The organism is Mucilaginibacter dorajii (genome assembly GCF_024808255.1).
Classification (GTDB): domain Bacteria; phylum Bacteroidota; class Bacteroidia; order Sphingobacteriales; family Sphingobacteriaceae; genus Mucilaginibacter; species Mucilaginibacter dorajii.
Window position 1 is genome coordinate 291,598 of sequence record NZ_JANTYS010000001.1, and the last position, 19,705, is coordinate 311,302.

The window sequence follows — 19,705 nt, forward strand, 5'->3', positions numbered from 1 at the left end:
TCTTTTTTAAAAAGAAGTTTTGTGTATGTTGTTTATAAATGATATTTTGAACGATAATTGTTAAATTTGATCATCATATAAACCAATTAACTGGCTTCATAGTTTTTGATTTCACTTAAGCATAACCGGTAAAATGTCAAGAGACGCGACCCGGCTATTATGACGTGTCGTGATTAGTCTGGAGTCTTGTCACATTTATATATTACTTAAAATGAGAAGTCGTAAATTTCGAATCTTGTTGCTTGTTGTTTTTGCTCTTATAAATGGGGGAAATGTTTTAGCTCAGAATTTTTCCTATCTGGGTATTGAACAGGGTTTGTCAAATAACACGGTAACTACAATTTATAAAGATAGACTGGGCTTTATGTGGTTCGGAACTCTCGACGGTTTAAACCGTTTTGACGGATACAATTTTAAAGTTTTCAGAAATAAATTTAATGACTTCCATTCGCTGCCCAATGATATAATAAACTGTATTAACGAAGATAATAACGGGAATTTATGGGTGGGGACCCCAAAAGGAGTAGGGAAATTAGATAGCAGGACACAGGAGTTTTTAAGGCTTAACTATAAGGATAACTTAAATAGAAGTAAATCTTTTGATAATTGGATTTATGATATTAAAGCGGATGGTCGGGGAAATATGTATATAGGTGCTGCTGATCTTGGATTGTCAGTTTATTCAATACAAACAGGGAGGTTAAACCGGATTCCGATAGTTGACGGTCATGGCAACATCATTCATAAATATACGGCCAATGCGGTAGCTATTTTGAATGCTGCTGAGGTTTTATTCACAGTAGAGGATTTTGGATTGTTTGTTTATAATTCAAATTCCCAAAGAGCTACCGTTTTAGCTGGCAGTCTTCCGGTAGCAAGTGCTATCCGTATCGATAACAGAAAAGGTAAAGCCTGGATAGGTACCAGAAATGGACTTTTTATTTATAGCCTGGGGGCACATGTTATACAAAAAAGAAGATTTGATGACAAGGGCTTGAATAATAGCTGGGTCACAGATCTTTTAATCGACAAAAACGATGTCATCTGGGCAACTACAGATGGACGGGGAATTGTTAAAATTAAAGAAAATCAAGCTGATGTTTTAATTAAACAGGAAAATCCCGGCACACTCTCAAGTAATGCTGTTTATGCAATTTATGAAGATGAACTATCTAAGTTGTGGATCGGAACGCTACGCGGTGGAATAGACGTTATTGATGCAAAGAAAAATCAATTCAAAACCTATGTACATAAGCCGTATACTAACAATAGCCTGGTAAATGATTTTACGTTTTCTTTTTGTGAGGACAAAGATAAAAGGGTGTGGATAGGAACTGACGGAGGAGGAATTAGTTTATGGGACAGAACCTCTAACTCGTTTGAAAATAATCCATACAAAATTTCTGATGGAGGGCAAACTTCAAATTTTCATGTAGCTTCCATTATAAAAGATGCGCAACAGAGCATCTGGATCGCTGCTTTTGCCGGTGGAGTTTATAGATTTAACTCGTCCAATAAGCAATTTGACCCTATTGCAACAAAAAATAATCAAGCGTTAAACGCGGTATGGAAACTTTATTGTGACCGGGATCAGGATATATGGGCGACCTGTTTATTAGGACTAACTAATTCTGATAAAAATAGTAGGATATTCAAATTTGATCATAAACTAAACAAGTTTATATCTGCTTCTTTTCCTATAGCTGAAGATATTCTTTCAATTGTTGATGATGGAGGAAATGGTTTATGGATGGGCAGTTTTACTAATCTGATACACGTAAACAAAAAAAATGGAGTAGATGAAAAATTCAATTTAAGAACGGCTGTACGTGCATTATTTAAAAGCCGGTCGGGCAAATTATGGATCGGGACATATGGACGGGGCCTGATGAGTTTTGACCAGAGGTCTGGTAAGTTTGTTAGTTATACCGAAGAAAATGGATTGTGCAATAACAAGGTGCTTAATATAGAAGAGGATGGTAGAAATGATATATGGGTAAGCACCTATAATGGTATAGCGAAGCTGGTTCCCTCGACTGGTCATATTGAGAATTTTTACGTGGCGGACGGGCTTCAGTCTAATCAGTTTTACTATAATGCTTCTGCTAAACTAACTGATGGCGAGATCCTTTTTGGAGGCATAAAAGGCTATAATAGTTTTAACCCGGATAGCATTAAACAATTTCATGACTTTCCGAAACTATTGATTACTGGTTTACGTGTTGACAACGCTTTGGTGAATGGTAACAATAGCTTTGTTAAGGACAATAAAAATACACTTGAAACAGAGCATATAGAGTTACCTTATGATAAAGCCGTATTATCTATAGATTATGCGGCCTTGGAATATTCCAAGCCTGAGAAAATACAATATGCGTATATAATTGAGGGTAGGGATAAAAAGTGGAATTTTGTTAATAATACCCGTACTATCAACTATTCGCGGCTGAATGAGGGGAGTTATCTGTTGAAGATTAAATCAACCAACGCTTCCGGGATATGGAACACCAATGAGAGAGTAATTCATATTATTGTTTTGCCTCCCTGGTATCGTACATGGTGGGCTTATTGTTTTTACTTAGGACTGATTTCACTGTCTATCTGCGGGTTCCTTTTCTATCAGCGTAAGCAAACACGATTAGAATATGAGATGAAATTGACCAAAGAACTTAACGAAAAGAAAATCTCATTTTTTACCAATATTTCGCATGAACTCAGAACCCCTTTAACGTTGATCGTTAATCCGATAAAAGATCTTCTCCAAAGTAACGGGTCTAACACTGATCTTATTGATATTAGTTCCGTTTACAGGAATTCAAGGCGTTTGTTAAGTTTGGTTGATCAGTTGTTATTGTTCCGTACTTCTGAAAATGAAATAGCCGATTTACAACAACAATGGATCAATCTGAAAGATGTGTGCTACGAAGTTTTTCTATGTTTTAATAACCAGGTCACAGCTAAAAAACTTGACTATCATTTTGAGTGTAACGATCACGAAATTAAAGTATTTGCGGATCGTGAAAAGTTAGAGATAGTGCTTTTTAATTTGTTATCGAATGCTATAAAATATACTCCTGAGCAAGGCCGTGTAGTTTTGGAACTAAACAAAGATGAGCGTTTCGTTACAGTCTTTGTAAAAGATACCGGACAGGGTATCCCCGAGGGTACCGGCGAAAAATTATTTGAGAAATTTTACCGCATCCCATTTGAAAACCAGACAACAGAACAAGGTGGATTTGGGATTGGGTTATTTCTTGCTAAAAGGTACATGGAAATACAACATGGCAGTTTGACCTATTCGAGTGTTTTTGGTAAGGGAACAACATTTCAATTACAACTGCCCGTCTTTAGCGACAATGAAGTGGGTCATAAACAAGAAGCCAGAAATGGTTCTTCTTTTCCCCTTTTGCAAGAACTTATCGCTGATACATCCGAAATTGAACGTACTGCCAAACCCAGCTCCAGTTGTAACGATTATGTTGAAGAAATTTTAGGAGATATTGTTAATGAAAGACCTGTTATTTTATTAATTGATGATGATAGGGCGATCAGAAATTATATAAAACAATTATTAGTCAATAACTATACGGTTTATGAGGCTGATAATACTGAAAATGGATTTGAAATCGTATTAGAGAACGAACCGGACATCATTGTTTGTGATGTGATCATGAACGGAACAACAGGTGTGGAGTTTTGTGCAAAGATGAAAGAGTCTCCTTCATTTAGTCATATCCCCATTATATTATTAACCGGTACTTCTTCTCCGGAGGTAAAACTCAAGGGGATTGAGTGCGGTGCCGATGACTATATTACCAAACCCTTTGAAAGCGACCTACTAGTGGCGCGGATAAAAAGTTTGCTCAAAGGAAGAGATACGCTTAAGGATTATTTTTTTAATGAGATAACCCTTAAAAACAATAGCCTTAAAATACCAGTTGAATACAGTGATTTTCTGTCAACGTGTATCAGGATAGTTGAAAGTCACTTGGATGATGATGATTTTTCTATCAAGGTGCTTAGCGAAGAAGTTGGTATGAGCAGATCGACACTTTTTAGAAAAATAAAATCAATTTCGGGGCTGTCAAATATGGAATTTATCAGGTACATCAGGATGAGAAAGGCCGCTGAACTGATGATCCAGACGGATTTACAGATAAAAGAAATTGCTTTTCAAATTGGATTCCAGGACATCAGGTACTTTCGCGAACAGTTTCATAAGTTGTTTGAAATGAATCCATCAGATTTCGTTCGGAAATACAGAAAAAACTTTAATGTAAACCGGAGTCTCAATAATAGCTTTGTCAACCAGAAAAAAGAAAAATAAGCATTAGTTTTCGGATACCGCAATAAGTAAATCTTAGTATTGTTTGTCAAGAATAGTTGAATTCACAATTCTTGATCAGGTAGATCTATGCATGTCATTTTTGTTGAATTTGATTGGTCAGGCACAATAATCCCCCCTTTGTTTGACCAGCTACCCCCCTTAGCAAGCAGTTTTTTCATTCGATTTTTATAATATCTTCTCAAGCAATCATTATAAACCAGATTCCTGAATCAGCCTAACAGAGTGGAGCTGAAGGAAAATCAATGTAAAAGAGGCTGGGATCGAAGATCTGTGCTGATGTCAGTAATACTCAGCAAATCTTAACATTTATTTATTTTTCATGAAAAAAAGGATCATTAAGCTATTTTTATTATTTCTGTGTTTCAGCACTGGTGTAAATGCGCAACTCGTTACCTGGGATGCCCCGGTTGGAGCAGCATTAAATACCGATTTTAGAGTAAAAGTGAGGCAGAAGGGCGGGGACTGGAAAAACTTGCCAACATATAAGGCTACCATTACCAACGTAGTAAATACCAAAAGTCAGTATCAATCTACCTCTTTCGCCTACTTTGATTTTTCGGGTGTTGTTGAAGTTACTGTTACCTATAATCTGGGACCAGTCGAACGCGCAAAAATCAGACCCCTAAGCTTTGGCATAATTCCCAATGTTCAGTCCAATACGGTCTCATTTTTTTTGGATAAACCCAGAAAACTATCGATTGAGATCAATGGAGATATTTTCCACAATCTTCAATTATTTGCAAACCCAATGGAAACTTTCCGTCCATCTCCTGCAGATACTAATGTAACTTATTTCGGCCCGGGTATCCATCAGATAGATGTCCTGAGAGCTCATTCCAATCAGGTTATTTATTTGGCCGGGGGCGCTGTGGTTCAAGGTCAGATACTCATAGATAAGGCGGAGAACGTGCGCGTACTTGGACGTGGAATTTTAACACAATTGCCTGTTTTGAATGAAGGGAATATTAAAAGCCCCGGACCAGCTTCTCTGAATTCCCGCAACGATCAGTTAACCATCGCTTATTCAAAAAAAATTGAAGTCGAAGGAATCATTGTTCTACCCCATAAATATAGCGTGCTAATTGGTCAGTCTGAAGATGTCAGGATCAGTAATTTTAAATCCTTTAGTTTTGAGGGTAACGCTGATGGCATAGATGTATTCTGCAGTTCTGATATTGCCATTAATGATATTTTTATGCGAAACTCGGATGATTGTATCGCTATTTATGGCCACCGGTGGAATTATTATGGGAATACAAAAAAGATATCCGTATCCAATGCCATTCTTTGGGCAGATGTAGCTCATCCTGTTCTCATTGGCACCCATGGCGATACAGACAGACCGGATACCCTTGGACATATTACTTTTAAAAACCTTGATATTTTGGAGCAGCATGAGCATCAAATAGATTATCAGGGCTGTATCGCCCTCAACGCCGGTGATAATAATTTATTGGACCAACTTCGTTTTGAAGACATACACGTTGAAGACTTTAGGGAAGGACAACTTTTTAACATCAGGGTGATGTTTAATCACCTTTACAATACATCTGCGGGAAGAGGAATACAAAATGTTTATTTTAAAAATGTAGACTTCAATGGCCGACGTTCCAATATTTCCATCATTACGGGTTATGATAATGAACGTAACATAAAAAATATCGTATTCGAAAACTTAAAAATCAATGGTGTAAATATAGCAGATAACATGCCCGGTAAGCCGAGCTATTACAAAACAGGAGATATGGCGAATATTTCGGTTGGCGAGCATGTTAACGGAATTAGTTTTATTTCCTCAAAGGATTAAATAGGAACTACGGTTAATGATTTAATGTGTTGTGCATCAATGTATTAAATTGGGGTTCTGAAATGCTGTTTTAAACTTTTACCCCCTGTGATTGCCCAGCAAACCCCCTCGGGTTTGATTTTATCAAGACGATATTTGGCTATTGATTTGTAAATCAGTAGCCAATAAATCTTACAGGCCACCGTCAGCAGGTAGCACTGGATTGTGGACAAACAATAATTATAGCTTGAAAAGCAAGGCTGGGACAACTATCAAAGTTGTGTTTGATTCGCCCTGGCAAGCGATGGCTGACTTTGTTGCAAAAGCATATAAGAATTGAGGTTATTGGCCTTCATTTTTTAAAATCTATAAGACAAACCCAAATAACCTGAAATGATATGAAAAGACACCTTACCTTTTTTTTACTGATAGTGGCAATCCTATTTTTAACCTCGGTCATGGGAGGACGAGTCAACGCTCAGCCTTTTATCCATCCCGGTGGTTTACATACGAAAGCGGATCTTGACCGTATGAAAGCAAAAGTAGCTGCTGGTGAACATCCATGGATTGATGGTTGGAATACTTTGATCGCTGACTCGAAAGCGCAAAATACCTACACTGCTGGCCCATATACTAATATTGGGGGCTCTGGAAATCGCCAGCGGGCATCACTGGATGCTCATGCGGCTTATCTCAATACGCTACGATGGTATATCTCCGGGGATACGACCTACGCCGAATGTGCTGTCAGGATTTGCAACGCCTGGTCAAATACTGTCAATGAAGTTGCGAGTGGCGAACTGTTTCAACTTCCCATTAACAATTTTATGCAGGTCGCGGAACTTTTGCGAACCTATCCAGGTTGGAAGGCTGCCGATATCGCAAAATTTAAAAACATGGCCCTTACCTATTTTTACCCCGGTTGCCATGATTTTCTTGGTTCCTGCTCCAGGCCGTCCAGTTGGGATGCCCCTGCTGCAGCATCTATTATGGGTATTGGGGTGTTTTGCGATGATACGGCCAAATATAATGAAGCTGTAAACTATTTTAAAACCGGCATTGGTAACGGGAGCCTGTTAAATACATTCTGGCAACCAACAGGACAAATAGCAGAGATGGGGCGTGACCAACCACATGCTAGTTTGGGCCCGGCTGCGCTGGCAGAGATGTGCCAGACAGCCTGGAACCAGGGGCTAGACCTTTATAGCTATTCCGACAATCGTTTGATGACGGGTTTTGAGTATTACTGTAAATACAATCTTAATCACTCGGTTCCATGGGTACCCTGGAATAATTGCATAAATGACAATTTGCTCTACGTTGCCCCAAGCGGTGCAAATCGTATCCGACAATCTCCGGTCTATGAAATGCTATACAATCATTATTATGTTTTGCAAGGCCTCAATACACCATATATCAAAGCTATGGCTAACCTGGCCCGGCCGGAGCAGGCCGGTGATGCTGATTTTTTTGGCTGTGGTACCCTGGCTTATACACTTAATGCTGCGGCGTCTCCTTTCCCTGCTTATCCAATTCCCGTGGTGCCGACAGGTTTAACAGCGACGGCCGGGGTCTCACAGGTGACACTGAATTGGACGGGGCCGGCGGGGGATGTAGCTCAGGGCTATAATATATTGCGCTCTACAAGCAGTGGCGGCAGCTACATCACAATTGCTTCCTGGAGTGACAATACGAGTACAACATATACCGATTGGACCGCGGTTAACGGTACAACTTACTATTATGTAGTATCGGCTATTAATCAATCAGGTACAAGCGGCAATTCAACTGAGGTCAGTGCCAAACCAATCAGCGCAGGATCAGTTTTACCCAACGGTTGGGCAAGAAAAGATATTGGAAATGTCGGCGTTGCAGGCAACGCCGCTTATGCTAATGTGAGCAATAATACTTACATAGTCAGCGGTTCGGGAGCTGATATTGGGGGTAATACCGACTCTTTCAGTTACGCATATAGTATTGTCAGCGGAGATTTTACAATAACTGCAAGATTATTGACGGTCAATTGGAATGCGGTAACAGGAGGCGAAAAAGTGGGCATCGTGATGCGGGAGACGCTCGACCCGAACGCCAAGATGCTTACAGCTAGTCTTGGCGAGTTGGGTAATAGGTATGCCCGTCTCGGTACAAGATCTTCTACCGGCGGATCCACCAGCTGGATTGAAGGAAATCATTTCAGTGCAGCTCCAGTTTGGTTCAGGATGCAGCGATCCGGTAATACGTTTACGATGTCAGAGTCGGGCGATGGTTTGACTTGGTCTGTTGTCGGGTCAAGCACCGTAACTATGGCCAGTACCTATTATGTAGGGTTGTCCGCTTGTGCGGGAACGACGGGAACACTTGTTACAACTGCTACTTTTGACAATGTAACTACCGTTGGCGGGGGAAATATTCCCGCTGCTCCAACAAGCCTGACGGCTACAGCCCTAACTGGCAGCAAGATCAAATTGGTATGGACTTCTTCGTCAGGCGCATCGGCTTATAACATAAAGCACTCTCTGAGCAGTGGCGGTCCATATAGTACGATCGCTATAGGAGTGACCGACACGACTTTTATAGACTCGGGCCTGGTTGCTGCTACTAATTATTATTATTCTGTTAAAGCAGCTAATGGCAAAGGTGAGAGTGCTGATTCTGTGAAGGCCAATGCGCAAACAATGGCACTTAGTTTACCGCCAGCACCTACCGGACTTAATGCAATAGCTGGCAATTCTAGTGTCGCATTAACCTGGAATACAACTGAAGGTGCACCTTCCAGCTATAAAGTTAAACGTTCCATTAGCTTGGGTGGGCCGTATACCCTTGTTAAGTCTTCCGCGACAACAGCATGCATTGATTCTACCGCTGTTAATGGCTCAATGTACTTTTATACTATAAGCGCTGTTAACTCTCTTGGGGAAGGGCCTGCCTCTGTCCCCGATAGTGTTTTTCTTGGAATGAAACTCAAGGGTACATTAATAGGTACGCCTGGTTCCTGGAACAATGATCCCACAACAACTATCGCTGCGGCAGTAGATAGCAATTTAACTACCTATTTCGATGCCAATCAATTGGATGGAGCATGGGTGGGTTACGATTTTGGTCTTGGCAAAAGTGCTTTAGTAACACGGATTAGCTTTGCACCACGAAGTAGTACTCCAGGCCGTATGGTTGGAGGAATTTTTCAGGGAGCCAACGCTTCTGATTTTAGCGATGCTGTCGCCCTTTTTACTGTTTCTACTCAACCGCCAGTTGGGGTATATACAGAGCAACTCATTTCTAATCAGGGGACATATCGTTACCTTCGTTATCTATCGCCCGCGGGCGGCAATGGTAATATTGCCGATGTCCAGTTTTGGGGTAAGCTACAAACTGCGGTTGTAACCACTGTTCCAGGGGCGACAACCGGACTCACAACAACTCCAGGCGATGCGCAAGCCACGTTGAGTTGGAATTCTGCGGTCGGAGCTTCCAGCTATAAGATTAAACGAGCTACGGCCAAAAGCGGCCCCTTCGCCAACATTGCAACAGTTGGGGCGACAACTTTTACAGATACACAGTTGACCAATGGTTTAACTTATTACTATACTGTTACAGGGATAAATACTATAGGAGAAGGCCCCGAATCTGCTCCGGACAGTGTTTACCTTACTCCCAAAATAACTGGTACCATCATCGGTACATCCGGCTCATGGAATAATAATGCGTCTGTGACTAAAAAGGCAGCGATGGATGGTAATTTGAATACATATTTTGATGCGAGTCAAACAGATGGTGATTGGGTAGGATTGGATCTGGGGTCAGACAGCAGTGCTATGGTTACAAAGCTGAGTTTCGCACCGCGGAGCACTTTTCCGCAGCGCATGATTGGGGGGATTTTCCAGGGCGCCAATACGCCCGATTTTAGTGATGCGGTTACGCTCTACACGGTTACAGCTTCACCGGCTGTAGGCGTACTTACATTTCAAAACATTTCGAACGGTACTTATTTCAGATACCTCCGTTATCTGTCCCCCAATGGCGGAAGTGGCAATGTTGCAGAAGTTAACTTTTATGGCAATATACAGATAGGCCGCAGCATTCCGGCTGCCCCCACAGGGCTTTCGGCTCTTCAGGGTGATGCAAAGGTTACATTGAATTGGACACCTACTCCTGATGCGGTAAGCTACAATGTCAGACGGGCTGTGATAAGCGGCGGCCCATATACCACAATTGCTTCGAACGATACCTTTACATCTTATGTTGATGCTACTGTGAATACCGGTTCGACATATTTCTATATAGTTACCGCAATCAATAGGAAAGGAGAAGGTCCCGCATCCTCGCCCGTGAATATTTTTGTCGGGAAAAAACTCACTGGTACAATTACCGGTACATCCGGCTCATGGAACAATGATCCATCCACTACCAAAACAGCCGCAATGGATGGTAATTTGAATACTTATTTTGATGCTAACCAGACAGATGGTGCATGGACAGGACTCGACCTCGGCCCGGACAACATCGCAAAAGTAACGCAGGTGAGTTTCGCACCAAGAAGTACTTTTCCACAACGCATGATCGGAGGTGTTTTTCAGGGAGCTAATAAGCCGGATTTTACTGATGCAATTGCGCTTTATACGGTTGCCAGTCAACCGCCTGTAGGTCTATATACATCGCAGGCAATTTCGAACACCACATATTTCAGGTATATGCGTTACTTGTCACCTAACGGAGGAAGTGGCAATATCGCTGAAGTTAATTTTTACGGGCAAACAAAACGAACTCAAATTGTAACTTTTAGTCCTATTGGTAAAAAATGGATCGGTGACGCTGATATGGTTCTTACGGCAACCGCAAGTTCTGGCTTGCCCGTAAACTTTACAAGTTCGGATACTACGGTAGCGACAGTGGTAAATGGAAAAATCCATATCAAGGGAACAGGTACAAGCATCATTACCTCGTCGCAGGTGGGCGATGACAGCTATGCTGCTGCCGCGGCGGTTAGCCAAATATTGACGGTTATTCCGCTTAATCTCCAAGTACAATACCAGGATGGCGATACTGGACAGTTAACCAATAATATTGCCCGCCCTTACCTGAAAGTGGTGAATGCCGATTCGGTTGGCGTAGCCTACAGCGAATTAACCATGCGTTACTGGTTCACTGCCGAAAATTATGCAGGCATCAATACCTGGATAGACTATGCCCAATTGGGGAACAGCAATGTGAAAATGAAATATGTTGCCCTGGATCAGCCGCGGAACGGCGCCCTGGGTTACATCGAATATAGTTTTGCCGTAACAGGTAATCTTGGCGCTAACAGTAGTACAGGGCAAATCCAATCGCGGTTGGCCAACCAGGACTGGGGATTGCTGAACGAGGCGGATGATTACTCGTACCAAAGTAATACCGGCAGCTATGCCAATAACAACCACATTACGCTTTACCGTAACGGGATGCTGATATGGGGAACCGAACCGGCCGCCGTTATCCCGCTTACCAGCCTCAACGTGTTTTACCAGAACCAAAACACCGGAACAAGCGGCAATGCCATCAGCACTTACCTGTCTGTTAATAATACCGGCAACGTACCGGTGTCCTTTGGAGATATCACAGCCCGTTACTGGTTTACCAAAGACGGTACCCAGAACCTGAACTATTGGATAGATTACGCTAAAAAAGGCAGTGGTAACATCAGCGGTAATTTTGTACCGTTAACTACCGCGCTTACCGGAGCTGATACTTATTTGGAGCTCGCGGTAAACTCCTCAGCTGGCACTCTTTATCCTTTAAGTTCATCGGGCAATATCCAGTACCGTATTACAAAAGCAGACTGGTCGAACTTTAATGAGCAAAATGATTATTCGTACATGGCCAAAGACGTCATGAAAGAGAATAACCACATTACCGTTTACTATAAAGGACAGCTCATTTACGGAACAGAACCTCCGTCAGGCTCGATGTCATTTAAGAGTGCACCTGTGGCAGTAGCTCCGCCGCAGCGCGACATCAGCAATGAAGGAATTGTAGTACACCAGGGGCTTTCTCCAAACGGGGATGGTATTAATGATGTGCTGATCATAGATGGCTTAACAGCTTACCCCGATAATAAATTAACGATCATGAACCGCAGCGGTGTGAAAATATTTGAAGCAAAAGGCTATGATAACAGCTCCAATGTGTTTGACGGGCACTCCAGCATCAGCGGTACCATGCAGCAACCCGGCACGTATTTTTACACGCTGGAGTACAAGAAAGGCGAAGAAAATAAACATAAAACCGGTTTCATTATCATTAAGTACTAATAGCACGTCAAAATCCCCTGGTATGAATATAATTTATAATAGCAAGAAATCCCTTCTTGTTACATTAAACCTGTGCCTGTTACTCATAGTAACAGGCAACAGAGTTGTTGCGCAGCAACAAGCGTTCAATTATACACAGTACATGAATAACCTAACTCCTTTTAACCCAGCCTATTCGGTATTGGATAAAGCTGGATCGATCAATACCTTAGCACGAAGGCAGTGGGTAGGAGTAGACGGGGCACCAGTGACTTATTTGATCAATGGCAATCTGCCTATCGAATCGATTGGGGGTGCGGCAGGCCTGATCATATTTAATGACCAGGTTGCTATAGAACGGCAAACCGAAGTTAATGCCTATTTCGCAAAAGGTATTCAGTTAAATTCAGAGAGTTATTTAGCAGTGTCGCTCAATGCGGGTGTACGGAGTTATACTGCCAATTATTCTACATTGGATTCCAACGACCCAATCTTCAGGAATGATGTAAGAGGAACCAAGCCCAATATCGGATTTGGGGTAATCTATTATACCGGCTGGTATTACGTGGGGATATCGGCCCCCGAGCTTACTATAACTAGTTTGGGAACTGCTTCTATACAAAACAATTCCAATTTCAGGAGCCATTATTACTTTTCGGGAGCATTGCTGACCGATATCAACGAGGATATTAAATTTAAACCAGCAACATTGGTTGCCTACGCCAAAGGAACACCCCTTGTTGCGGACGTATCTGGTACCATGTGTATAAAAGAAACATTGGGGCTTGGAATCAACTATCGTACGGATAAGACAATGGCGGGGATATTTACTTTAAATATTAATGTATTTCATGTAGGCTACAGCTACCAGTTTGGCACTTCATCAGCCAATTTAGGGGGCTTTAATAACGCCACACATGAAATAACCCTCAGCTATCGGTTTGGTAGTAGTGCAGTTAGTCCAAGGCTGTTGTAGGATTAAGTTACATTTATCACAATCTGTTTAATTAATTCGATATGCGTTGAATAATTTACATTGATTAAATTCTTTGCCGCTTTATTTTGCTACGGAGCATTTCGTCTCCTTTGACGGTAGAGATACCCTCGAGAAAAAGAAGGAAAAATTCTTTTTGAACATCTTGCTGATTAAATTTATTTACCGGAAATATAACGGGGTCAAAAGCAAACCGCAATGTCTCCAGCAGAAACCTGACACGAATGGATATATTTACATCGGCCTTGTATACGCCTTCTTTGATTCCCCTTTCAATATTGTGCTTAATCAGTTGATAGAGAAAGTCATTTTTAAACACAATTAACCGCTCAAAAACCTGATTATAATATATTTTTAGGTCATGAAATACCCCTGGTTTTAATATCCAGCTTATTTCAGCCAGTTGGTTTCCGATTAAGAATAATTCGACTACTGCATTCTCATATGCCTGATTGGCTTTACGGTCATCAATAGTTTTTTGGGTTGTCGCAATATCAATAACAGCTTCGATCAGGGCACCTTTATCAGCAAAAAAACGGTAAATTGTTTTTTTGCTGATCCCGCCATGGCTTGCTATGTCGTCCATGGTTATACTACGGATACCATAGCTCAAAAAAAGCCCTCGGGCCACAGCTACAATCCTGTTTTTAGTTTCTAATGTCATATAATCGCATCCAGTGATCAATTTTAAAAAATGATTGGAGAAACAACCATTTTTTAAAATCTACTTCGAAATATTCTCCTATAAATTTCATGCTACCTTTCAGCTTTTATTTATTAATCCCCTGACCTAATGCTCTTTTTAAATTGGCCTCGTTAATTTTATACTCCACTTTAGCATCTATCAAGTCACTGTAAGCCTGTTGCCATATGGTTTGTGCTTCCAGCACATCCTTACCTATAATAGTTCCTGCTTTAAAACGGTCATTACTCAATCTCAGGTTTTCTTCTGCCTGTTGCAAGGATATACCAGAAAGCCCGATCCGTTTTACACTTTGGTTTAATTGCAAGTAAGCCTGTTGTACTTCCAAGGAAACCTGTTCCGTTCTTTCCTTTAACTGATATCCCTTGGCGGCAGTTTTATATCGCTGCTCTTTTACCGTTTGCCGCTTTCTGCCCCAATCAAAAATGGGGATGTTCACGTTAAGCATACTATAGTAAGTAGCCATAAAATTATTGTTGTTGGTTGGGTTAATGCCTTTTTTACCAAATGCCGTTACTCCGTTCACCCCCAAGCTCACAACTGGTTTTAAATCGGCTATTAAAAGCTTCTCCTGCATCTTGTCAGATAGTATGGATTTTTGCAGTATCTTTATTTCTGAGCGATTAATAAGAGCCTTTTCCAGCTCTGCATTGTTTTGTGTAGCATTGAATGAGCCCCTTACTGAGTCGGTTATTATAAAATTGGTACTATCGCCCAATCCGGTTATTTGGGCAAGGTTTAGTTTGGCCAACGTTAAATTGTCATGTGCCCTGGTGAGGTTCAATTCATTTTCATTCTGTTGAACTTTGGCTCGCAGCACATCGTTTTTATAGGTGGTGCCGGCGGTATACTGGTTATTCAGATCGGTGTATAAAGCAGCTAACTGCTTTTTACTTTGCTCGGCCAATTTGATCTGTTCAGTAGCTGAAACCACTTGCCAATAAGCCCTTTCGGTATTATACAACACATCTGATGTAGCTAACACCTTCTGTTCTTCCTGTATTTCCACACCATTAGCCGCGATCGCTTTGTTCAGCTTTACCTTACCGCCCGAATAAATGGGTTGTGTGATCCCCAGGCCCGGACTTATGCCATATTGAGGCAAAACAGAACTGAGAGGTTTTCCAAAATAAAAACCGGTTACTGTCCCATCAACCGTGGGTTTACCTCCGGCATCCTGCTGCGCTTTTTGTGCTTTGGCAGCATTAATGTTTTCCTGTGCTTCTTTTAAGTTATTATTCCGCTCCAAGGCAAGCTGTCGGCATTGTTCTAATGTTAATGTTTGCTGTGCCGATGCTGTTTTATGGACCAGAGTACCTGCAATAAGCAGCATGAGAGAGAGCAATATCTTTTTGATAATACGAGTCATTTTTTAATTTTTTAATTTTTCATGTGAAGGCTTGTACTGAATGTGCTCATCCATATCCGGTTGTGCTAACCCTTCTTTTGCTGCATGAGGTTTGATAAATTTGTAATACAGTACGGGGACAACAAATAAGGTCATCACCATAGATACAATTAGCCCAACAGCTAGTACGCTACCCAGTGGGGCCCATAAAGGTGATTTGCCCAATATCATGGGTACCACACCAATAGCGGCGGCGGCGGATGTCAGGAAAATAGGGCGCATCCTCCGTTTAGCGGAAGCCAGTGCGGCGGCCTTTATGGTATAACCATGCTCAAGGATCAGTTCGTCGGCATAATCTACCAGGATAATACCATTGCGCACTACAATCCCCATTAAACTGATGATGCCCATGAAAGCGGTAAAACCGAAGGGATTACCGGTAATGATCAACCCCAGCATAGCCCCCAGTAAGCTTAGCGGGAAAGTGGAAAGCACGATCAGTACTTTACCGATATTTTTAAACTGGAATAAAAGGGTAAGGAAGATAAGGACAATACTGATCAGTAACGATTTGGCCATATTAGGTCCGGTTTCGTTGGTGGCTTCTTCCTCGCCGCCGTAACTTATGGAAATACCTGGTGGCAGTTGCAGCTTAGCTATTTGCGGTTTTATAGCTGCCATAATAGCCGCGGCCTTTACGTCCATTTGAGCCTCTGATTGAACAGTCAATGTGCGAAGCCCGTTACGGTGTGCAATAACCCCCGTGTGCCAGGAAGGCTGAAAGTTTACCACTTCTTTTAGCGGTACTTTGGTATTGTACTGCGTTGTTACATAAATATTTTGCAGTTCATTAAAGTCTGACCGGTTCTTTACATCCAAACGAAGCAGAATATCAACAGGTTTATCACCCTCCCATAAGGTAGAAACGGAGTAACCTTTTATTTCGCCGCCCAGGGTTTGGGTAATGATGGAATTGGTTACGCCCAGCCGGGTAGCCACATCCTCTTTTGTGACCGCTTTGATGCCAAAATAATCATCCTGGTAATCGGTCCGTACCCAGTTGGTGCCTTTGGTTTTTTCCAATATGGCCGCCACCTTTGCAGCTACTCTTTTTTGATCGTTCAGGTCATCACCGGTTATTCTTATTTCTACCGGCGCGGGCGATTGCTTTAGTGACAGTTGACGTACCCTCACGTAGCCATTGGGTAAAAAGTCCCGGAATTTGGCCAGATATTCTTCGGCCAATTCAGTAGTGGCTTCATTGCTGGTAGTGTTAATAAAGATCTGGGCAAAGTTTTCTCTTGGCGTTTCAGGCGCATAGGTCGAATGGAAACGCGGCGAACTGGTACCAATAAAACTTGCAGTAGTTACAATACGCTTATCACCTTTTATAGCGTCCTCTACTTTTTTTACAGCCTTTGCGGTTTCATGTATATCTGTACCGTTCTGCATCCATAACTCAATATTAAACTGGCTGCGCTCTGCAATGGGAAATAACTCCTGATCGGCTTTTGTACCCAGGAACATCGCGAGTACTATAGATAGTACCCCTGCTGTTAATGTTGACTTTGGCCAGCGGAAACAAAACTCTACCGCTTTGTTATAACCGTCTTGTAAATAGTCTAACATTTTTTTCTTTGGTGGGCGATCACTGATTTGGTGCTTCAATCCTTTTTTCAAAAAGATGAAACATAGATAGGGGGTAAGCAGCAGCGCTACCAAAAAAGAAGCGAACAGGGCTACAGATACAGCAACCGGTAGTGCCTGTATAAACTCTTTAGTCAAACCATTGAGTACAAATGCCAGGGGCACAAACGCAAAGATAATGGCTGCTGTAGCTGTAAAAACGGGCACCATGAGCTGGGTGGCACTTTGCCAGGCTGCTGTCCAGTTAGGTATTCCTTCGTCAAGTTTTTCAATATAATTATCTACAATCACAATGGCATCATCTACCACCATCCCCAATACGATGATCATGGCAGCAAGGGTAACCTGATGAATTTCAATTCCTATCATGTTCAACACCCCAAAAGCAACCGCGATAGATACCGGCGCAGCGATAGCAGATATGGAAGCTATACGTAATGGAAGCAGGAGCATCACCACAATGATTACTGATGCAATAGCAATAGCAAACTCCACCATGAAATGGCTCACTCGTTCCTTCACCACTTCAGGCTGATCAACAATAACGTTTACACTTACATCAGACGGCAAACCGCGTTTTACTTCCTTAATTTTTTTAGCCAGATCCTTGCCCAGGTTTACAATATTGTTACCGGGCTGCATCTGCACGGTAAGCATCATAACATTGCTGTTGCCTACTTTTATATAGCTGTTTAACTCTTCATAGCGGCGTTCTATACGTGCCACATCTTTTAAGCGCACTACCTTACCGGCTGGCGCACTGTAAATGATCTGGTTGCCGATGGAAGCTTCATCCTGGTAACGGCTTTTGGCAAAAATGGGGATGTTACTTGCTGCCATAGTAATATCTCCGGTAGCATTGGTTACGTTCTGTGCTTGCAATACGACAGCTAAGGCCGAAAAATCAAAACCATACTGTCGCAGTTTTTCATCTTGCACCGTTACATAGATTTGTTGTCTTTGCCCGCCATAACGGTTTATCTTGGAAACTTCGGGAATAGTTTTAATCCCGTCTTCCAGCTTGTCTACATATTTTTCTATTTCGGCATAACTGCGGCCAGAGGCACTTACGGTTATCATTTGTGCTACTACATCGCCAAAATCGCTGTTCACGATCGGGCCTTGCACACCTTGTGGCAAATTGGAGCGCAAAACCGTATTAAGACCATGCTGTAAAGTGCTCCAGAATTTTTTGGGGTCCTTTACGTCCTCATTTAATTCGGCGGTAATTACGGTAAGCCCTTCTTTTGTTTCCGATTTTGTTTTTGCCTTTCTTATTTCTTCAAAACTAAACAGGTATTGCTCTATTTTATTCGTCACCTGCTTTTCCATCTGTAACTCGTCTGCACCGGGATATTGGGCAATAACAAGCCCCTGCCTTACTGTAATGCGGGGATCTTCACTACGTGGCATGGTAAGCAAGGCAATAATACCCACCACTACCAGGATCACGGTAATAACAATCGTGATCTGGTGATACTTCATGGATGCCTCTACTATATTTATTCTTCGTTTTTTCATTACTGCGATTGAGTGATTTGAGTGTTTTTGTTGCGTTGCTGCATTATTTAAGATCAGAGCGAAACAGCTTGCCCGTCTTTCAATTTATTTTGCCCGGCTATAATTACTTTATCACCTGCTTGCAACCCGTTTGTGATAACCACCTCATTGATAAGTAAGCCACCAGTGGCCACTCTTTTGCGGATAGCTTTATGGTCATCATTAACAACAAATACATAGGTTATATCATCGGCGTCCCGCACTACTGCTTCGGCAGGTATGGCAATGGCATCCACTGTTTTCCCCGTTGATATTTTAATATCGCTCATCATGCCAGGCAATAATTTACCACTGGCATTCCCTATCCTTATTTTAACATTGAAGGTTTTGCTGGCAGCATCAGCCTGCGGATTAATAATGGTTATTTTACCCTCCAGGCTTTCGCTTAAAACAGGGATGGATATGATAGCATTTTTGCCGATGGTCAATTTGCTTATCTCGCTTTCCGCAACAGAAGCCTGTGCATATACTTGATTGGTTTTTAACAAGGTAAAAGCTGATACACCTGGGGCAGCAGTAGCGCCCTTTTCAACTGATTTGGCCGAAACAATACCTGCAAAGGGAGCGTACAACCTGGTATCGCTCAATCTTTTTAATGCAGTGCTTTTATTTACCTCGGCCTGCGTAAGTGAAACTTTGGTCGTTATAAAATCCCTTTCTGGCAGGCTGCCTTTAGTATGTAGTTCATTTAATCTTTTAAAATTATCGGCTGCCTGATCCAGACCGGCCTGTGCAAGCCGCACCGCATTTTGGTATTCAATCGTTTCAATAGTGGCCAGTAACTGCCCGGCGTTTACATGCTGTCCTTCCTGCACATTTACGGAAGTAACCCTGCCGGAAACAGAGAATCCCAGTGATACCGTATTATCAGCCTCAATAGTACCACTGTAAGAAAATACTTCGGGCTGCCCGGTGGGAATTATTTGTTTGGTAATAACTTTTATTGGAGCCTCAGCCTGTTTTGACTGCTCTTCCCCACTACCGCAACCGGCTATGACCGTTACCAGTATAGAAAAAAATGCAACTGTTTTAAGTGTTTCTTTCATTGTCCTATTT

General features: G+C 41.9%; 8 protein-coding genes. 4 read left to right on the forward strand and 4 right to left on the reverse strand.

Features of this window, described 5'->3' with window-relative positions; all coding sequences use genetic code 11:
* Window positions 1-211 precede the first annotated feature (211 nt).
* From FHS10_RS00970 to FHS10_RS00985, 4 genes are all read left to right on the forward strand, one after another.
* Window positions 212-4,327: a hybrid sensor histidine kinase/response regulator transcription factor gene (locus FHS10_RS00970; protein ID WP_259086759.1), complete on the forward strand. Its 4,116-nt coding sequence runs from the start codon at window positions 212-214 to the stop codon at window positions 4,325-4,327.
* A 340-nt stretch (window positions 4,328-4,667) separates the two neighbouring features.
* Complete coding sequence (locus FHS10_RS00975) at window positions 4,668-6,155, forward strand: glycosyl hydrolase family 28 protein (RefSeq protein WP_259086760.1); 1,488 nt, start codon at window positions 4,668-4,670, stop codon at window positions 6,153-6,155.
* 377 nt (window positions 6,156-6,532) lie between these two features.
* Window positions 6,533-12,418: a cellulose binding domain-containing protein gene (locus tag FHS10_RS00980; protein WP_259086762.1), complete on the forward strand. Its 5,886-nt coding sequence runs from the start codon at window positions 6,533-6,535 to the stop codon at window positions 12,416-12,418.
* A gap of 22 nt (window positions 12,419-12,440) precedes the next feature.
* Complete coding sequence (locus tag FHS10_RS00985; protein WP_259086764.1) at window positions 12,441-13,373, forward strand: PorP/SprF family type IX secretion system membrane protein; 933 nt, start codon at window positions 12,441-12,443, stop codon at window positions 13,371-13,373.
* 64 nt (window positions 13,374-13,437) lie between these two features.
* Here FHS10_RS00985 and FHS10_RS00990 read toward each other — a convergent pair whose 3' ends face one another.
* From FHS10_RS00990 to FHS10_RS01005, 4 genes are all read right to left on the reverse strand, one after another.
* On the reverse strand, window positions 13,438-14,055 hold the full coding sequence (locus tag FHS10_RS00990; RefSeq protein ID WP_259086765.1) for a TetR/AcrR family transcriptional regulator: 618 nt from the start codon (window positions 14,053-14,055) through the stop codon (window positions 13,438-13,440).
* Between the two features lie 106 nt (window positions 14,056-14,161).
* Window positions 14,162-15,463 (reverse strand): TolC family protein, encoded by a 1,302-nt coding sequence (locus FHS10_RS00995; protein WP_259086767.1) that lies wholly within the window; start codon window positions 15,461-15,463, stop codon window positions 14,162-14,164.
* 3 nt (window positions 15,464-15,466) lie between these two features.
* The gene (locus tag FHS10_RS01000; RefSeq protein WP_259086769.1) at window positions 15,467-18,610 is read right to left on the reverse strand and encodes an efflux RND transporter permease subunit; all 3,144 of its coding nucleotides are present in this window, start codon (window positions 18,608-18,610) and stop codon (window positions 15,467-15,469) included.
* A gap of 53 nt (window positions 18,611-18,663) precedes the next feature.
* Complete coding sequence (locus FHS10_RS01005; protein WP_259086770.1) at window positions 18,664-19,695, reverse strand: efflux RND transporter periplasmic adaptor subunit; 1,032 nt, start codon at window positions 19,693-19,695, stop codon at window positions 18,664-18,666.
* Between the last annotated feature and the right edge of the window lie 10 nt (window positions 19,696-19,705).